The 16,054-nt window shown below is 58.1% G+C and carries 10 protein-coding genes; 7 read left to right on the top strand and 3 right to left on the bottom strand.

What is annotated here, in order from left to right; genetic code table 11:
• The first annotated feature begins 168 nt into the window (after nucleotides 1–168).
• From Pan181_RS26150 to Pan181_RS14690, 6 genes are all read left to right on the top strand, one after another.
• Nucleotides 169–699, top strand: a complete 531-nt coding sequence (locus Pan181_RS26150) for a sigma-70 family RNA polymerase sigma factor (RefSeq protein WP_197528364.1) — start codon at nucleotides 169–171, stop codon at nucleotides 697–699.
• Nucleotides 700–719: 20 nt separating this feature from the next.
• The gene (locus Pan181_RS14710; RefSeq protein WP_197528363.1) at nucleotides 720–2,438 is read left to right on the top strand and encodes a FecR domain-containing protein; all 1,719 of its coding nucleotides are present in this window, start codon (nucleotides 720–722) and stop codon (nucleotides 2,436–2,438) included.
• Nucleotides 2,439–2,554: 116 nt separating this feature from the next.
• The gene (locus tag Pan181_RS14705; RefSeq protein ID WP_145247638.1) at nucleotides 2,555–3,565 is read left to right on the top strand and encodes a DUF1559 domain-containing protein; all 1,011 of its coding nucleotides are present in this window, start codon (nucleotides 2,555–2,557) and stop codon (nucleotides 3,563–3,565) included.
• On the top strand, nucleotides 3,565–3,981 hold the full coding sequence (locus tag Pan181_RS14700; RefSeq protein ID WP_145247636.1) for a hypothetical protein: 417 nt from the start codon (nucleotides 3,565–3,567) through the stop codon (nucleotides 3,979–3,981). The genes Pan181_RS14705 and Pan181_RS14700 overlap by 1 nt, the downstream gene beginning before the upstream one ends.
• 5 nt (nucleotides 3,982–3,986) lie before the next feature.
• The gene (locus tag Pan181_RS14695; RefSeq protein WP_145247634.1) at nucleotides 3,987–5,450 is read left to right on the top strand and encodes an arylsulfatase; all 1,464 of its coding nucleotides are present in this window, start codon (nucleotides 3,987–3,989) and stop codon (nucleotides 5,448–5,450) included.
• Nucleotides 5,451–5,589: 139 nt separating this feature from the next.
• On the top strand, nucleotides 5,590–7,809 hold the full coding sequence (locus tag Pan181_RS14690) for a sulfatase-like hydrolase/transferase (protein WP_197528362.1): 2,220 nt from the start codon (nucleotides 5,590–5,592) through the stop codon (nucleotides 7,807–7,809).
• Nucleotides 7,810–7,821: 12 nt separating this feature from the next.
• Here Pan181_RS14690 and Pan181_RS14685 read toward each other — a convergent pair whose 3' ends face one another.
• Entirely contained in the window at nucleotides 7,822–9,105 is a 1,284-nt protein-coding gene (locus Pan181_RS14685; RefSeq protein WP_145247630.1) for a PIG-L family deacetylase, read from the bottom strand.
• Between the two features lie 85 nt (nucleotides 9,106–9,190).
• On the bottom strand, nucleotides 9,191–13,729 hold the full coding sequence (locus Pan181_RS14680; protein ID WP_145247628.1) for a LamG-like jellyroll fold domain-containing protein: 4,539 nt from the start codon (nucleotides 13,727–13,729) through the stop codon (nucleotides 9,191–9,193).
• A gap of 67 nt (nucleotides 13,730–13,796) precedes the next feature.
• Between Pan181_RS14680 and Pan181_RS14675 the strand changes: the two genes are divergently transcribed.
• Complete coding sequence (locus Pan181_RS14675) at nucleotides 13,797–14,738, top strand: IS5 family transposase (protein ID WP_145244898.1); 942 nt, start codon at nucleotides 13,797–13,799, stop codon at nucleotides 14,736–14,738.
• On the opposite strand, the gene Pan181_RS14670 is transcribed toward Pan181_RS14675, so the two are convergent.
• Complete coding sequence (locus Pan181_RS14670) at nucleotides 14,735–15,919, bottom strand: LamG domain-containing protein (protein WP_145247626.1); 1,185 nt, start codon at nucleotides 15,917–15,919, stop codon at nucleotides 14,735–14,737. The two genes, Pan181_RS14675 and Pan181_RS14670, sit on opposite strands and share 4 nt — an antisense overlap.
• Nucleotides 15,920–16,054 lie beyond the last annotated feature (135 nt).

Here is a 16,054-nt window from a genome sequence, read left to right as displayed (position 1 = left end):
TCATGCGAAATCGAAAAATCGGGAAAAACTTGCCAGGCGGGGGACGACTATTTCGCGGTTTCACGTATCAGCACACTTTTTTATGACAACCATCTGCCCGTCATCCGTTTGAATAGGTGGACCACCTACAATTTGCCGGCGGAACCACCCCCTGCGATGGAGTCGTGTATGGAGTCGAACGAGGATAAGACAGCAACCTTTGTCCGTTTGCTTCGAGCGAACGACCGGCGGTTGTCTACCTACGTGCATGCGTCGGTACCTTCGTGGGCCGATGCGGAAGACATCCTGCAGGAGACCAGCGTTCGGCTCTGGGAGCAGTTCGACCGCTTCGAACTCGGCACCAACTTCGGCGCGTGGGCGTGCACCATCGCGCGGTACGTGATCATGTCGCACCGCGAAAAGAAATCGCGCGACAAGTTGCACTTCAGCCAGGAAGTGCTCGATTTGATCGACGAGCAAATCGACAAATCGCTCGCTGAGTACGACGTGCGGCTCGAAGCTTTACCGAAATGTATTGATGAGTTGAGCGAGGGCAATCGTCAGTTGCTCGCGCTCTGTTACGATAGCGACATGAAAATCAAGGAAGTGGCCGATCTGCTGAATCGCACGGCCAATGCCACGTACCTGGCCGTTTCGCGGGTCAGGCAATGGCTTTATTCGTGCATCGAACGCCGTGTCGGTGGCCAACAGTCAGGTTAGGGATATCGCAGGCTAGGCATATGGAATCGAATCAACACAACCCGGCCGCTGGAAACTCCGACGAGCGCATGCTCGATTTGGCGCTCCGCGGCCAGCTCGAAGAGCTTTCGCCCGAAGAATTCGCCGCGCTCGAAGAGAAGCTCCGCACCGATCCGCAGGCCCTGGCCAGCTACGTAAAGCACGTGGCCGACACCGTGTCGATCGGTCAGTTGGTTTCGCCCGAAGGCAAGTTGGACCACGCCAACGAGGCCGCGACCATCGCCGGGGCAGGGGAGCGGCCGCACGAACTCCGCCCGCTGGGCCCCTCCGACCATCCCCGCGCCCGTTACATTGGTAGCATGCTGGCAGCCAGCCTGATTACCTTCCTGTTAAGCTGGGTTGCGTTTAAGGGAGCGGGCGACCCTCAGCCGATCACGCAGGCCGACCCGGGCGCGACCAATCCGACCGAATCGATTCGCGAGCTGGATTTTGTCGCGACCCTTACCGGCGCGGTCGACTGCCAGTGGGCCGGGTATCTAGAGGGTCCCAAGTATGGCGAACCGCTCGAATCGGGCCGCGAAGTAGCCCTGATCTCGGGGCTCGCTCAGCTGACGTTTGACGATGGGGCGAAGGTGGTGCTGCAGGGCCCCGCGACGTTTCGCGTCGAAGGTACCGGAGCAGCCAGTTTGACCGCGGGTAAAATGACCGCGCTGGTGCCGCGTCAGGCGGTTGGGTTCCGCATTCAAACTCCCACCGCCGAGATCGTCGACCTTGGCACCGAATTCGGCCTCGAAGTCAACGCGCAAGGCAAGACCGAGGTGCACGTATTCACCGGCGAAGTCGTGGTGTGGGATCGCGAACCGAACTCCCAGAGCACGACCGGCGTGCGACTCGAGCAGCAAGAAGCCGCGCTATTGGGCGAAGGCAAGATCCTTCCGATTCCCGTCGATTACGACGATTCGAAGTTCGCCTTTCGTGATTTCTCGCCCCGGCTTTCGGCCGAGGAACTACCCGCGATGAGTGTGACCCACGACCTGGCGCTCTGGCTGGCGGCCGACGTATTGCTGAAGACCGACGACTCGGGCCGCGTGATCGCCTGGCGCGACATTGCCACCGGCGACAACCAAACCGAAGAAGACGCCTGGCAGCACTCGCCGGAGAGTCGCCCGGAGTATGTCCGCAAATCAATCGGTGGATTACCGTCGGTTCGTTTCGATGGTAAGTCGTCGTACCTGACGACCACGCCGCTCTATTCGACGGAAGACCAAACGCTCTTCTTGCTGTTCGCCAGAGACAGCACGCCAAGCGGACGGTACCTGCGGCAACTGATCAACTACAACGGCCCCCCTTATCCGCTTGACAACGAAGAGTTGATGCGAGTGCTGCAAATCGGCGACCAGGACGTCGATGGCCAGTACTGGGCGCGTTATTTTGCCGGCGTCGGCGAAGGCAACCTGATCTACAACGTCGGCTCAACCACCATGAAGCGACCCGCGGAGCCAGGCGAACCGATACTGCTAGCGTATCGCTACGATACCGTGCACAACGAGACAAAGATGTGGATCAACGGCGAACTGCAGCAGGTCGATACCGCCCCGCGGTGGAGATCGTACACGTCGCGCAAGGTGATTGGCCGCCATCCACGGCAGGACTACTTTAGCGGCGACATCTCCGAAGTGCTCATCTACAACGGGGTGCTCGAGAACGAAGAAGTCGACGAAGTGACTGCCTATTTGACGAAAAAGTACTCTCTGAATTAGTGAAGGTTTCCTCGACAAGATTATCCCATTCACCGTTTCCTATAGCAGGCGAAGGAGTTTTGTGTCCTTCGTTTCACAGGCGCTGACGTTAACCCGATTTAACGGAGTAAACCTTTATGCGTGCTGCCACTCCAGCCTGCGGTCCACGGAACAGCGGGTTCACGCTGGTTGAACTGCTCGTGGTGATTGCCATCATCGGCATCCTCGTCGCGCTGCTACTGCCAGCAGTGCAAGCCGCGCGAGAAACTGCGCGGCGGGCCAGTTGCTCGAACAACATGAAGCAATTCGGCCTGGCGATGTTGAACTACGAGAGTGCTCAGGGGCAGCTTCCCGTGGGAGCACGCGGCGTGAATCCCGCCGACATGGAGTACGGCTTCGCCCCGCGAACCACCGTGTATACCTACATTCTCGACTACCTCGAGCAATCGGCCACGCTCGATCTCTACGATTTCAGTAAGCACGTGCAGTCGCAGCCAGCCGCGGTGCAGGAAGTATTGCGTCGTTACTACCCCGTGTTCCATTGCCCGAGCGACGAGTCGTTTCGTTTCGAGCAAGGCATCTACTCCGCCTACAAAGGCAACTACGGGGTCAACTGGGGAACCTTCTCCTACGATTGTCAGCATGGCAATCTCAATACCACCACCGGCATCACTCAACGCGGTTGTCCTGGAACCACCACGAACGCCAAGTGGGGCAATCGGGCGCCGTTCTGGGTGGAGTTTGGAGCGAAGCTCTCGCAGATCTCCGACGGTACCAGCAACACACTGTTGATGATGGAGATGGTGCAGATTCCTGAGTTTCCCGGCGACTCGGAATTCGATCGCCGGGGCCGACTATGGAACGACGACGGTGGCTGCTACCAGATCATGACGCGTTTTCTGCCGAATAGCGACGCACCCGACATCAGTCGCTGCGTGACCAACAATCCCGATTTCCCCTGCTACAACTATCAGGGAGCGAGCGGCCGCCGACTTCACGAGCTGGTGTCGCGGAGCCAACACGCAGGTGGAGTAATGACCGCGAACGTCGATGGTTCGGTGCAATTGGTGAGCGACGACATCGAGCTAATTGTCTGGCAGGCGATGAGCACCATGAATGGCGAAGAAGTGCTAGGAGACTCGCTATAATGATGAGTCGACTATTAGGCCTCACCTTGTGTGTGCTGGCGCTCGCTGGTTGCAACGGCTCGGGCCAAGGTAAGCTGCCGCTCGCTGGCTCGGTAGAGCTGGATGGGCTGCCGCTTGCCACCGGCGACATCTTGTTTACCAGCGTTTCAGGAGCCGTGGCCACCGCGTCGATCGTTGATGGCAAGTTTGCGATCCCGGCCGATCGCAGCGTTCCAGCAGGCACCTATGGCGTGCAGATAACCGGCTACGAAAAGACCGGAAAGATGATTCCCGATAGCGATGCTCCAGGGCAGATGGTGGAAGAAACCAAATCCATCGTGCCTGCGAAGTACAACATGGCTTCAGAGCTTACCCAAGACATAACCGCCGATAACGCCAGCTCGCTCGAGTTTCGACTCAGCAGCGATGGAGAGTGATTCGAATGAAGATTGAACGACTTTGCCTACTGTTTGTCTGCACGATGTTCGCCGCGCCGATTGCTTTCGGCCAGACCGCACCCGAGGAGCAGAAATCGCCGAACATCATTTTGATCGTCGCCGACGATCTCGGGTATGGCGAACTCGGTTGCTACGGGCAACAGAAAATCAAAACGCCGCGGATCGATCAGCTGGCCGACGAAGGGGTGCGATTCACTCAGTTCTATTGTGGCTCGCCGGTGTGCGCTCCGTCGCGGTGCGTGCTGATGACCGGCAAAAGCTCGTCGCACGCGTACATTCGTAACAACGGCCCAGCCAAGGAACTCGCGGGACTTAAAGAGAAGTATGGCTGGGAATTCCCGGGGCAGCGGCCCATCCCCGCCGAGGAAGTGACCATCGCCGAAGCGTTGAAGCAACAGGGCTACGCGACCGCAGCCATCGGCAAATGGGGGCTCGGTCACTTTGGCACCACCGGCGATCCTAACACGCAGGGCTTCGATCTGTTCTTTGGCTATAACTGCCAATGGCATGCTCACAACCACTATCCCACGTTCTTATGGAAGAACCGCGAGAAAGTCTACTATCCTGGGAACGATGGCAAGAGTCTGACCGGCGAGACCTTCTCGCAGGATGAGTTCACGCGAGTTGCCCAGGAGTTCATTCGCGAGCATCAACAGCAACCTTTCTTCCTGTACTTGCCGGTGATCATCCCTCACTTGTCGATTCAGGTGCCCGAAGAAACGCTCGCGCTGTACGACGGGATGCAGGAGGACGAGTACCAACACAAAGGTTACCTGCCGCATCCCAAGCCGCACGCTGGGTATGCAGCGATGATCACCCATTTGGATCAGGACGTCGGAAAGATTGTCGATCTGGTGGACGAACTTGGTCTGGCCGAAGATACCCTGATCATCTTCACCAGCGATAACGGGCCGACCTACAACCGACTGGGGGGATCCGATTCGGAGTTCTTCGATTCGGCCGCTGGATTACGGGGACTCAAGGGATCGGTCTACGAAGGTGGCATCCGCGTTCCGTTGGTCGCTCGCTGGACGGGACACACCACGCCTGGTAGCGAGTCGCCTTCGATCACCGCGTTTTGGGATCTGATGCCGACGCTCTGCGACGTGGCCGACGCCGACACGCCGGACGCTGCGAATGGCATCAGCATGCTTCCCGCCATTTCCGGTGAAGGGGACCTGGCTGAGCGCGACCACCTGATCTGGGAGTTTGCCGGCTATGGCGGCCAGCAAGCCGTTCGCATGGGCAAATGGAAAGGCGTGGTGCAGAACACGACCAAAGGCAACCGCAAAATCGAGCTTTACGACCTGGAAACCGATGCGGCCGAGTCGAACAACGTAGCGGCCAAGCATCCGAAGATCGTCAAGCAGATGCAAGAACTGCTGAAGAGCGATCGCTCGGAGTCGCCGTTCTATCCGATGGCCGCCAAGGCGAAAGCCCAAAAGTAACACCGCTTGCTGCTGGCCACCAGCCTCGACGAGCAAGTACACTCTTGAATGCTAGTCGTTGGTCGCCATCCTCTGGCCCGAGTGGCCCAGCGGGATGGCGGACCTTCTGTTTCATTGAATTCGTAGCATGAGATTCCACATGCCTAAGCTCCATTGGCTACTTATCACCACTCTGCTGTTGGGATTGCCCAAGATCAGTGCCGGTCAGCCGAACATCATTCACATCATGGTCGACGACGCCGGCACTGGCGATTTCACGCACTCGTGGGCCGACTCGCCGATTCACACGCCGAACCTCGATCAGCTGGCCAGCGACGGCATGCGTTTCACCCAGGCCTACACCGGGGCGGCCAACTGCGCACCGAGTCGCAGTTCGCTCATGACCGGTCTGCACGGCGGCCACACCTACATGCGGATCAATAGCGGTAGCAATAGCCTGCGCGACGCCGACGTCACGATTGCCGAGGTGCTGAAGTCGGCTGGTTATGCGACCGGTGGTTATGGGAAATGGGGACTTGGGGCTCCCGGATCGCCCGGCGCGCCGGAGCTACAAGGCTTCGACGACTTCGTCGGCTACTACGACCAGCGTCACGCCCACTATCACTTTCCAGATCGTATCTTCGATGCGGGCACGCCGCTGTTGATTCCGGAAAACGCGAACTTCAACGAGCCCGAAACCGGCTTGATTCCCAACGATCGCGTGCACGCCCACACCATAGTTTTCGATCGCATGCAGCAATTTGTGCGTGCGAACAGTCAGTCGGGCACGCCGTTTTACGCTTGGGGAGCGTGGACCCCGCCGCACCGTCGGAGCACGATCAACGAATCGGCTGCCGAGCCTGGTGGCTACTACGATCTGTATGCGAACAACGAAGATTGGGACGACTTCGACAAGATTCAAGCTGCGTTTGTGACCTGGATCGACGACCAGGTGGGGCAACTGCGGGCGACGCTCGCCGATCCCAATGGCGATGGCGACACCAGCGATAGCGTGCTGGAGAACACGGTAATCATTTTCACCAGCGACAACGGCGGCTGGCAAAGCGCCCACAATTGGGATCGCAACATCGAAACCCGCGACGGACAAACCGTCGATCTTCGGGGTGCAAAAGAGGGCTACTACGAAGGGGGCGTGCGGACTCCGATGATCGCCTTCTGGCCGGGAACGATCGAGGGGGGAACTACCAGTGATCAACCTGTCGCGTTCTACGACTACATGCAAACGTTTGCCGATCTGGCCGGTGTCACGCAGGTGCCGAGCAACGATGGAGTGTCGTTCGCCCCGACGCTTACTGGTCAGGGAACCCAAGCCGAACGCGATGGGCTGTACTTCGAAGGGTACGCTTACGACGCTGGACGCGTGCCGAATCAGATCGGCCGGCTCGGCGATTGGAAAATCATCCGCCGCGCGGGTTCGATTGAGATCTTCGACCTCAGTACCGATCCCAGCGAGACCACGAATCGCTACAACGATCCCGCAATCCAAGAGATCCAAGGGCAGCTGATTAGCTACATCACCCGCAATCATGTGCCGATGTCGTCGCAATTGGCCCTGGTGCCTCCCGACGTTGGTACTGGCCGGGCCGAACGCGATGGCATCGTCACCCAGGCCATCCGCCCCGCGGAGCAAACGCGTGCATGGCACGTGGATGGCAGCGGAGATCCCCGGAACTTCACCGGCGCGGTCCAAGACGAAGCCGAGGGCATCGCCCTGTACCTCGACGACCTGCACCAGTTGTACGACGTAACGCTCGATCTTACCCGCGCCGGCCAGGCGGCTCCTCTTTTGGAGCTTACGCTCAAGGGGCAGAGTGGTTTTACGTATCTGCAGGGAGCGATCGACACCGCCGCACTGACGGTGGGCAATTCCACCAGCACGAGCGTTCAGCTCGGCTACGTCGGCGACTCGCCGACGCAGGAGCAGCTGGCGGCGGACCTTGGGTCGCCTTTCACGCTGCAATTATCGTACGCCGGTGACGCGGGCCAACTGCAGTTCGATCACATCACGTTACAAGGCAAAGCACCAGTGATCGGGGCTCCGGCCGCCCTAGGGGATCTCGATGGAGATGGAACCGTAGGGGCCGCCGACTGGTTGATTTTTCGCGACAATCTTTACTCCGACCTGCGGATGTATCCCGTCGGCGAGCAGCGGGCGCGGGGCGATCTGACCGGCGACGGTCAGAACGATCAGTACGACTTTGTGCTGTTCAAGCAGATCTACGAAGGGCTGCACGGCGAAGGTTCGCTGTCGGCTATCTCGGCCGTGCCCGAGCCAGCAGGCATATGGCAGGCAGTGGCTCTGGCGATGCTTGGTTGCAGCGTTTGCGCAGTGCGTCGCACGTGGCTACGCTGCTCGTAGAGGGCTGGCTGATTAACTGCGACGCCACTTGGCACCGACCACGAACAATCCGATCGACACTAGCAGAAGGGAACTTGGTTCAGGAACCTGCGAGGCTTGCAGCAGGTTGGCAAGATCGAGCGAACCGCCATTCTCCAGCGACTCGACCAAGAGTTGCCAGTCGGCAATCGACGTGCGGTTATCGAGGTTGATATCGCCGTGCATCAAACGCTCGAGGTTCGTGCCATGCCCGGTGGTTCCCCACCCGGCAATGAACGCGGTGACATCGTCGGTCTCCCACGGTCCGGTGCCATCGCCGGCAATGATGCCATCCTGGTTGATATCGGTGGGGAGGTCGAACAAGTCGAAGACGTTTTCGAAAAAGTCGCCTCGCGCCCAGTTGGTGTACGACTGCCCTTCGATTTCGAAGCTGGTCAGCGTATCGGGACCTACGGTCGAGTCGTAGAGGCCCCACCATTCGGTGTGATGACCATCGAAGTTCTCGCCGGTGCGGAACACGGTGGAAACATCGGGGCTGCCTTGCGAAACGTGTTCGTCGAGTCCCCAGTCGGCCACCTGGCGAGGAGTAGCATCGGGGACGCCATCGCCATCGGTATCGATGGAAATGTCTTCGGTGTAATCGTGAAACAGCCAATTTTCAAACGTGACCCCAGCGGTTCCCAAGCCGTTTGCCTGAGATTGATGAATGTAGTATTTCTTCGGTTGCCAGGCATCGAGGCCGGCGATGTCGACCAACGGATCCATCGCCCGCTCGTAGGCTTCGAAAGCCGACTGCGAGGTCGCTCGGTGGTTGCTATGCCCGTACTCGCCATCGAGATCGGAAACCACGAGCACTTCGGGCTGGAAGCGGCGAATCTGCTCTGCCAGGTAGTTGGCAGCCAGCTCGCGCCCGGTTTCCGAGTCACCATTACCAAGAATTCCATCTGCCCAAATGTCGTACGTTTCGTCGACGGTGTTGGTGGGGTAGTCACGGAAACGAGCGAAGATTGGCTCGTTGCGGAATCCATAAACCCAATCGGCCGCACGAAGCTCTTCTTCTCTCCGCCAGTCGGGGGCGCCGTTCTCGGCCTGGTAGTCACCGCTGGTCATCGAGAGATGCAGCGCATTGACCTGCCGCACCTGAGTCATGTACGGGAGCACCGAACCCATGAAGATGCCTTCGTCGTCGGGGTGCGTGGAGATCACCAGCACGTCCACTTTGTCCGGCGTGGGATTCCAGTCATACACCTGAGCCTTGAGCGAGGCACTCAGTACGATGGAAAGAAACAGGGAGGAAACTAGCAGGCGAGGGTTCATCGGGACTCTCGTAGGTAAACAAAAGCCGCAAGCGAACGGATGGGTTCGCTTGCGGCGTATAGCAGGATTACAGACTCACAAGCGATTATCGCCGACGGATGGCTCCGCAGGTGGCCAGGCCAGCCAGGGCAAGCAGAGCCACCGACGATGGCTCAGGCACGGCATTGCCAGCCAGCAGCAGATCGAGATTCAGCGAACCCGACCCGGTGTAGTTCTCCACCAGCACTTGCCAGTCGTCGAGATCCACCGAACCGTCGATATTGAAGTCGCCGGAGAGTCGAGAGGACAGGTCGCCAACCAGGTAGTCGTTCACCATATTGGTCGATCCCCAATTCGAGATGAACAGCGTTACGTCCGACTCGTTGGTGACCCCATCGCCAGTCAGGTCGGCAGGACCGTAGCCCAACAGTGCATCGGCGACAAACGGATTGTCGGTCGTCAGATCGAACATCCCGTATTCAGTACCGCCAAGGCTAGTGCCCATCACGAACATGTTCATGTCGTCGACCTCACCAGCGTAGAAACTGCTGTTGCCGCCGGTGAATACTGGATCGGGTTCTAAGGCACCTGGGTCAAATGCACCGGTGTTAGCACCGAGCACGAGAGGGTTGTCGTTGCCTCCGCCGTATCCGCCAAGGCGGGCGGCGACGGCTTCGCCATCGACGTACATGATGCCGCCGGCAAAACCACTGTTGGGGTACACCACCATTACGTGCGACCAGCCGTTGTCGGTGCTATCGGTCTTGACGGCCACGCCGGAGTCGATGTTGGTGCTCGAGTAGCGAAGCACCCAAGTTCCTTCATCGCTGATAAGCAAGCCTTGCTGACTTGTATCCGCGACTACCGTTTGCTCGGCAGTGCCAAATTGAGCACTGTTCTCATCGGGATTCACCCACAGGTCGAAACCGCGACGAGTAATACCACTGTAGTCAAACGGACCGATGATTCCCGAAGTGGGAGGAACCGATTGCGCTTGCTGGCTCGATGCGGTGGTCTGGGGAAGACCCAGGCGGGCACCGATGAGCAAGTCGTTGGTGCCGTCGAACGAAACTCCGATCGGCGTGGAGTCAGCGAGTGGGCGCCCTGAGGTGCTGACGAATCGGGGGCCCGAACTCGTGCCGGGAATTGCTTTGGCGGCAACGGTGCCATTGTATTCCCAAGCGATCAGGTCATGGGCGGTCCCGCTTAGATCGCTGAAGTCAACCTCGTCGTCGTAGGTTGCTTCGTCGGCGCTATCGATTACGTAGACGCCGTTGGCGCCGCCGTCGCCGCCGCTGTTACCAAACAGGTACACACGATCGTTCGTCGTTTCGGCGACGGCCGCCCCTGCGACTGCCAGGCAACTGAGCATCGTCAGGCAAATGGCAGACGTGCGTTGCAGCGAACCGCGGCGCATTACTAGCAGGGCAACTGCTGGGAGGGCCAGAATCAGCAACGAGGAAGGCTCGGGAACCGATGTGACCGACTGTAGGCTGCCCGACACTACGTCGATCACACCAGTTCTCAAACCGGATTCACCAACCACGTGGTATTGGAACACGAGGTCCGTTGTCGGATCGGCAAAGCTTGCCTCATTCCAAAGTTCACCAAGGCTTACGGAGGTGCCTGAGTCGAAGAAGGTCGATCCCGTGAGATTCGACTCACCGATCAGGTTCTCCGTGAGAATGCCAGCTTCCGCCCAACTGGAAGCTCCGGTATCACCGAAGTTGTCCTTCCACAGGGTGTAGTCTGCCGAATCAACCACTTGGTCTCCGTTGCCATCGGCATCGAGATCGGTGCCGGTGCTACCGAGCGAATCACGCCAAATGGTATAGTCGGCGAGGTTTACGGAGCCATCTCCGTTGTAGTCTCCAGTAGTGGAGCCTGCACCGAAGCCAGTGTCGTCGAGGCTGGTCCATGTGCCGAGGGTCAATTCGCCATCGGCACTGGTGATCTGGTAGAAGTCGATGTCGCGACCGGCGCCCAGAACCACGTCCGTGGTGTGAGCCATGGTGACTTCACCAGTGGTGGTATTCACCTCCAGACGCATCGGCTCACCGGTGGTGCCGAGGTAGATCGATGGGTTGAAAATGTTGCCCTGGTTATACTCGCCGCCGCCACCGCCCCAGCGATTGATACCGATCTGCCGATCAAGGCTATCGCCGAAGCCGGTCTTGGTGACACCAAAGGCGGAGTCAACCACGACGCCGTCCATGTAGAGGTAAGCGTCGCCAAGCAGGTCGCCGTTCGCATCGGTTTGGTTACCGCCGCTCTCGAAGACCCCTTGCACGTGATACCACTGATTCGCATTGATGGGGGTTTGGAGAACAACCTGGCCATTGCTCAATCCGAAGATCATATTGCCGTCGAAAGTACGAATGCTCTCGGTGCCGGCGTAGTCGAGGATTTTGCGACCATCGCTGTAGTTTCCTAACCAGTTCACCCACACGTCCATGATGAACCCACCGTGATCGTCGATAATCGAGTTGTCGAGCAGGTCAATCGCATCGGTGGCACCATGGCCACCAGCCGAGCCGGTTAGCGACATCAACGACGAGTCGAACCCAGCGGGACGATCGTCGACAAGGGTGGTCGTTAGGTCCAACGTGGCGTTGTTGCCAGCCGAGGAGAGGTCGGTGACCGTCTCTACCGAGCCATCGGTGCTGGCGGGGAAACTGTACTCAAAAACAGGGGTAAGCTGAGCCACTGCAGTGTTGGCCAACGCTGCCAGACCCAACGCGAGGGCGAAGCAGGCAAGCTTGACACGGCGGTAGCCAACTCGGCAGCACAAGGCAACAGCAGCCATGGCAAACAGTCCCATGGTGGAGGGTTCAGGGATCGGAAGAGCACCCAAGGAAACCGATGGATTAAAAATGGCCCCTTGGTTCCAGTCGGCGGCATTGGCTCCGGCCCAGCGGTTGATGCCAATAGCGCGATCGAGGCTGTCGCCAAAGCTGCTCTTAGTGACGTTGAGTTCGTAGTCGACAAGACGATCGTTGACGATCAAGTAAGCGTTGCCCGTGAGACCACCCTCGGCATCGGTCTCATTCGTACCGGTATCGAAGATGCCTTGCACGTGGTACCACTCATCGGCTTCGATTGGGTAGCTAAGCACCACGGCCGAATCGTTGAAACCGAACTGGACGCTGCTGTCACGAGTGCGAATGAACTCGGTGCCAGCGTAGTCGATTTGCTTGCGGGTATCGGTGTAGGTGCCTTCCCACTTCAGCCAGACGTCCATCACGTAGCCACCGAAGTCGTCGATGATGGAATTCTCCAATAAATCGATGGCATCGGTCGCACCATGTCCACCAGCCGAACCAGTAAGCGACATCAACGACGAGTCGAAGCCAGCAGGACGATCGTCGACAAGGGTGGTTTCCCCATCGAGGGTTGCGTTGTTGCCAGCAGTCGAGAGGTCAGTAATCGTGAGATTGGTGCCATCGGTGCTAGCGGGGAAGCTATAGCTGAACACGGGAACCAACTCCGCTTGCGCTGGGCTGGCAATCATGGCGATTGCCGACAATGCCAGGCAAGGCAGCACGCGAGTCAGGCGGGGGAGCTTGGCGAATACCACAGTACCTAAGCCGATAAGCATCAGAGCGGTGGTTGAGGGTTCAGGGATCGGAAGTGCACCGAGGGAGACCGAGGGATTGAAGATGGCCCCTTGGTTCCAGTCGGCGGCATTGGCTCCGGCCCAGCGGTTGATGCCAATAGCGCGATCGAGGCTGTCGCCAAAGCTGCTCTTGGTGACGTTTAACTCGTAGTCGACAAGACGATCGTTGACGATCAAGTAAGCGTTGCCCGTGAGACCACCCTCGGCATCGGTCTCATTCGTACCGGTATCGAAGATGCCTTGCACGTGGTACCACTCATCGGCTTCGATTGGGTAGCTAAGCACCACGGCCGAATCGTTGAAACCGAACTGGACGCTGCTGTCACGAGTGCGAATGAACTCGGTGCCGGCGTAGTCGATTTGCTTGCGGGTATCGGTGTAGGTGCCTTCCCACTTCAGCCAGACGTCCATCACGTAGCCACCGAAGTCGTCGATGATGGAATTCTCCAATAAATCGATGGCATCGGTCGCACCATGTCCACCAGCCGAACCAGTAAGCGACATCAACGACGAGTCGAAGCCAGCAGGACGATCGTCGACAAGGGTGGTTTCCCCATCGAGGGTTGCGTTGTTGCCAGTGGTCGATAGGTCGGTAATCGTGAGATTGGTGCCATCGGTGCTAGCGGGGAAGCTGTAGCTGAACACGGGAACCAATTCCGCTTGTGCTGGGCTGGCAAACATGGCGATTGCCGACAAAGCCAAGCAAGGAAGCACGCGAGTGAATCGCGGGAGCTTGGTGAATACCACCGCGACCAGACCGATAAGCATCAGAGCGGTGGTCGAGGGTTCAGGAACCGCCACACCAAAGGCGAGGGCACCAGGGGCACCGCCATCAGCGATGAAAGCGTTTTTGAAGATCAGGAAGTCGGCAAAGTCGTTGTCGAGATCGCCATCGAGATCGCCGAGCAGATACGAATCGGTTGATTCAGGGTCGATGCCAGTGGTGAACAGACTCGCATTGTAAATTTGATAGTCGTCGAGGTCGACATCGTTATCGAAGTCGAGATCGCCCATGGCCTTGTTGAACAATTAGTCACAAACCTCCGTAAAAACTAACGTGGAATGGAACCACGTACCTTTTTTACGGAGATCGAACATGGCTACGAAAGAAAAACGAACCTACAAAGTCACGAACTGGAAGGAGTATAACAAGTCGCTCATCGAGCGTGGAAACATCACTATTTGGTTTAGCGACGAGGCGTTGGAGAACTGGGAACATCCTAACGACCAGACAAAAGTCGGTCGCCCTTTTGTCTTCAGCGATACGGCGATCGAGTGCTTGCTGACGATTCGCGAACTGCTGAAACTTCCCTATCGGCAGACTGAGGGATTCGGCCGCTCGCTGGTGGCGATGTTGGGCGTCGAGGCAGCGATTCCCAATTATTCTTCGCTCGCCAAGCGAGCCAGCAAGCTGAATGTTTCGCTCGATATCGCTAACAAGAGGGGCGACATCGATATCGTGGTGGATAGCACCGGCATGAAAGTGTTTGGCGAGGGCGAATGGAAGATGCGGACGCATGGCAAGTCGAAGCGGCGGACATGGCGGAAGCTGCATTTGTCGGTGAATCCTGACACCCGCGAGATTGTGGCGGAGATTTTGACCGAGAACAGTTGCCACGATGCCGATGCGGTTCCCGAAATGCTGGAGCAGGTGGAGCAGCCCGTAAAAAAGTTTCACGGCGACGGTAGTTACGACAAGTGGAAGGTTTATGAAGGGCTGGAATCCGAAGGCATTGAGCCGGTGATTCCGCCGCAGCACAACGCCAAGATCAAACAACATGGCAACTCTGCGGAGGAGCCTTTGCCCCGGGACGAGGCAATTCGTCAGATTCGACGCAAGGGGCGTAGGAGTTGGAAAGAGGAAGTGGGCTATCATCGTAGAAGCTTGGCGGAAACGACCATGTACCGAGTGAAACAAAGCTTTGGGAGCCATCTCAAAAACCGAGTATTCGAAAACCAACAAACGGAAGCCCGCTTGCGCTGTAAAATCATCAATCAATTCACCCAACTCGGGCTTCCACAGTTCGAGTGGAGTTAGTCAACAAGGCCATCGCCCATTATGAATGGCGAGTCGCCGTTGCCGGTGTACTCGACTACAGCACTCATGGTCGTACCATCGGCGAGCAGCACTTCGGCTTGAATGTCATTGCCCTCGAAAGGACCCTTGCGCCAGGCCGAGCCGAGCATCACGGATTGGCCGGTGGACAGCATAGTTTCGCCGGTGGTGCCTTCACTCAGGTCATCGGCAGTTTGGCTGAAGATGAGCCAGTCGTCATTGGTGTCGATGGAAGCCGATCCGTTGCCCTGGTCGTAATTCTCCGAAATCGATTGCCACTCACCACTATCGAATCGCGAAGCAGCAGACGTGAGCGAGTAGCCACGGATTTCGGTGCCGCTGCTGGTATCGTTAGTGAGCGAAATGTTGCCAGTACCACGATCGACGGTCACGACGAGACCCTTTTGACCACTGTCGCCAGGCGAAGCAAGGCCAGCAATCGTGGAAACGTCGAGCGCTTCGTTGTACACCCGCAAGTCGTCGAGCAAGCCAGCGTACGAGTCGCTGTTGCCGCCGCCACCTGCGCCGATGTGGTAGGGATTGGTGGTTGGATTGCCATTGTTACCGGTGTCGGTCGCAACGCTCACGCCGTTGATGAAGAACTCAGCGGCTCCTTCGGTCACGACCACGGCGACGTGTGCCCACTCGTCGTCGAGTAGCGGGTTAGCCAGCGTGTCGGGATTTACGTCGTAGTCTTTGACGGCAAAGGTGGTGAAACGCAGGCCAGCTTCTTCGCCGATGAGCTTCAAGCCAAAGCCATAGCCACCGCCGTCGCCAAAATAGACGCCGCCGGGCGAGTCGACACCGACCGAACCGAAGATGCGGCCGATGTTTACGCTGCCGCCGCCCCAGGTCACGCTATTCAGGTCGGGGCGTACAAACGCTGCAATCGTGAACGTCGTAAGCGATTGGAAGTCGGCTGGGTTATCGAGTCGCAACCCGAGGCCAGTGCCATCGAGCGCGAGTGCGCCAGATCCAACACGTGAGGTACCAGAGTAAGACGAGTCGGCTCCAACCGAGGTGCCATTGTTGTCGCCGCCGGCGGTGTCGAGTCCCACATTACTGGAATTATCGAACTCGTAGTGAGCTACCAACACCGCTTCGCATTGGCTAGCGCCAACTGCGAGGGCAAGTGTGAGTAGCAAGGGCGTGTAGCGAATCATTAGTACTCCCTCTCGTGAGTGAATCAAAAGTGGATGAACGAGATTTTCTTAAACGGTAGATAAGGGGAAAGTCAGGATATTGTGGGAAAGCAAAGTCGTGGGATTTTGGCCGAAATCAGCACCATGCGATCCGTG

This window comes from Aeoliella mucimassa, assembly GCF_007748035.1.
GTDB classification, from domain to species: Bacteria; Planctomycetota; Planctomycetia; order Pirellulales; family Lacipirellulaceae; genus Aeoliella; species Aeoliella mucimassa.
Note: the sequence above shows the minus strand (reverse complement) of the source record. Positions and strands in the feature narration are given on the sequence as shown.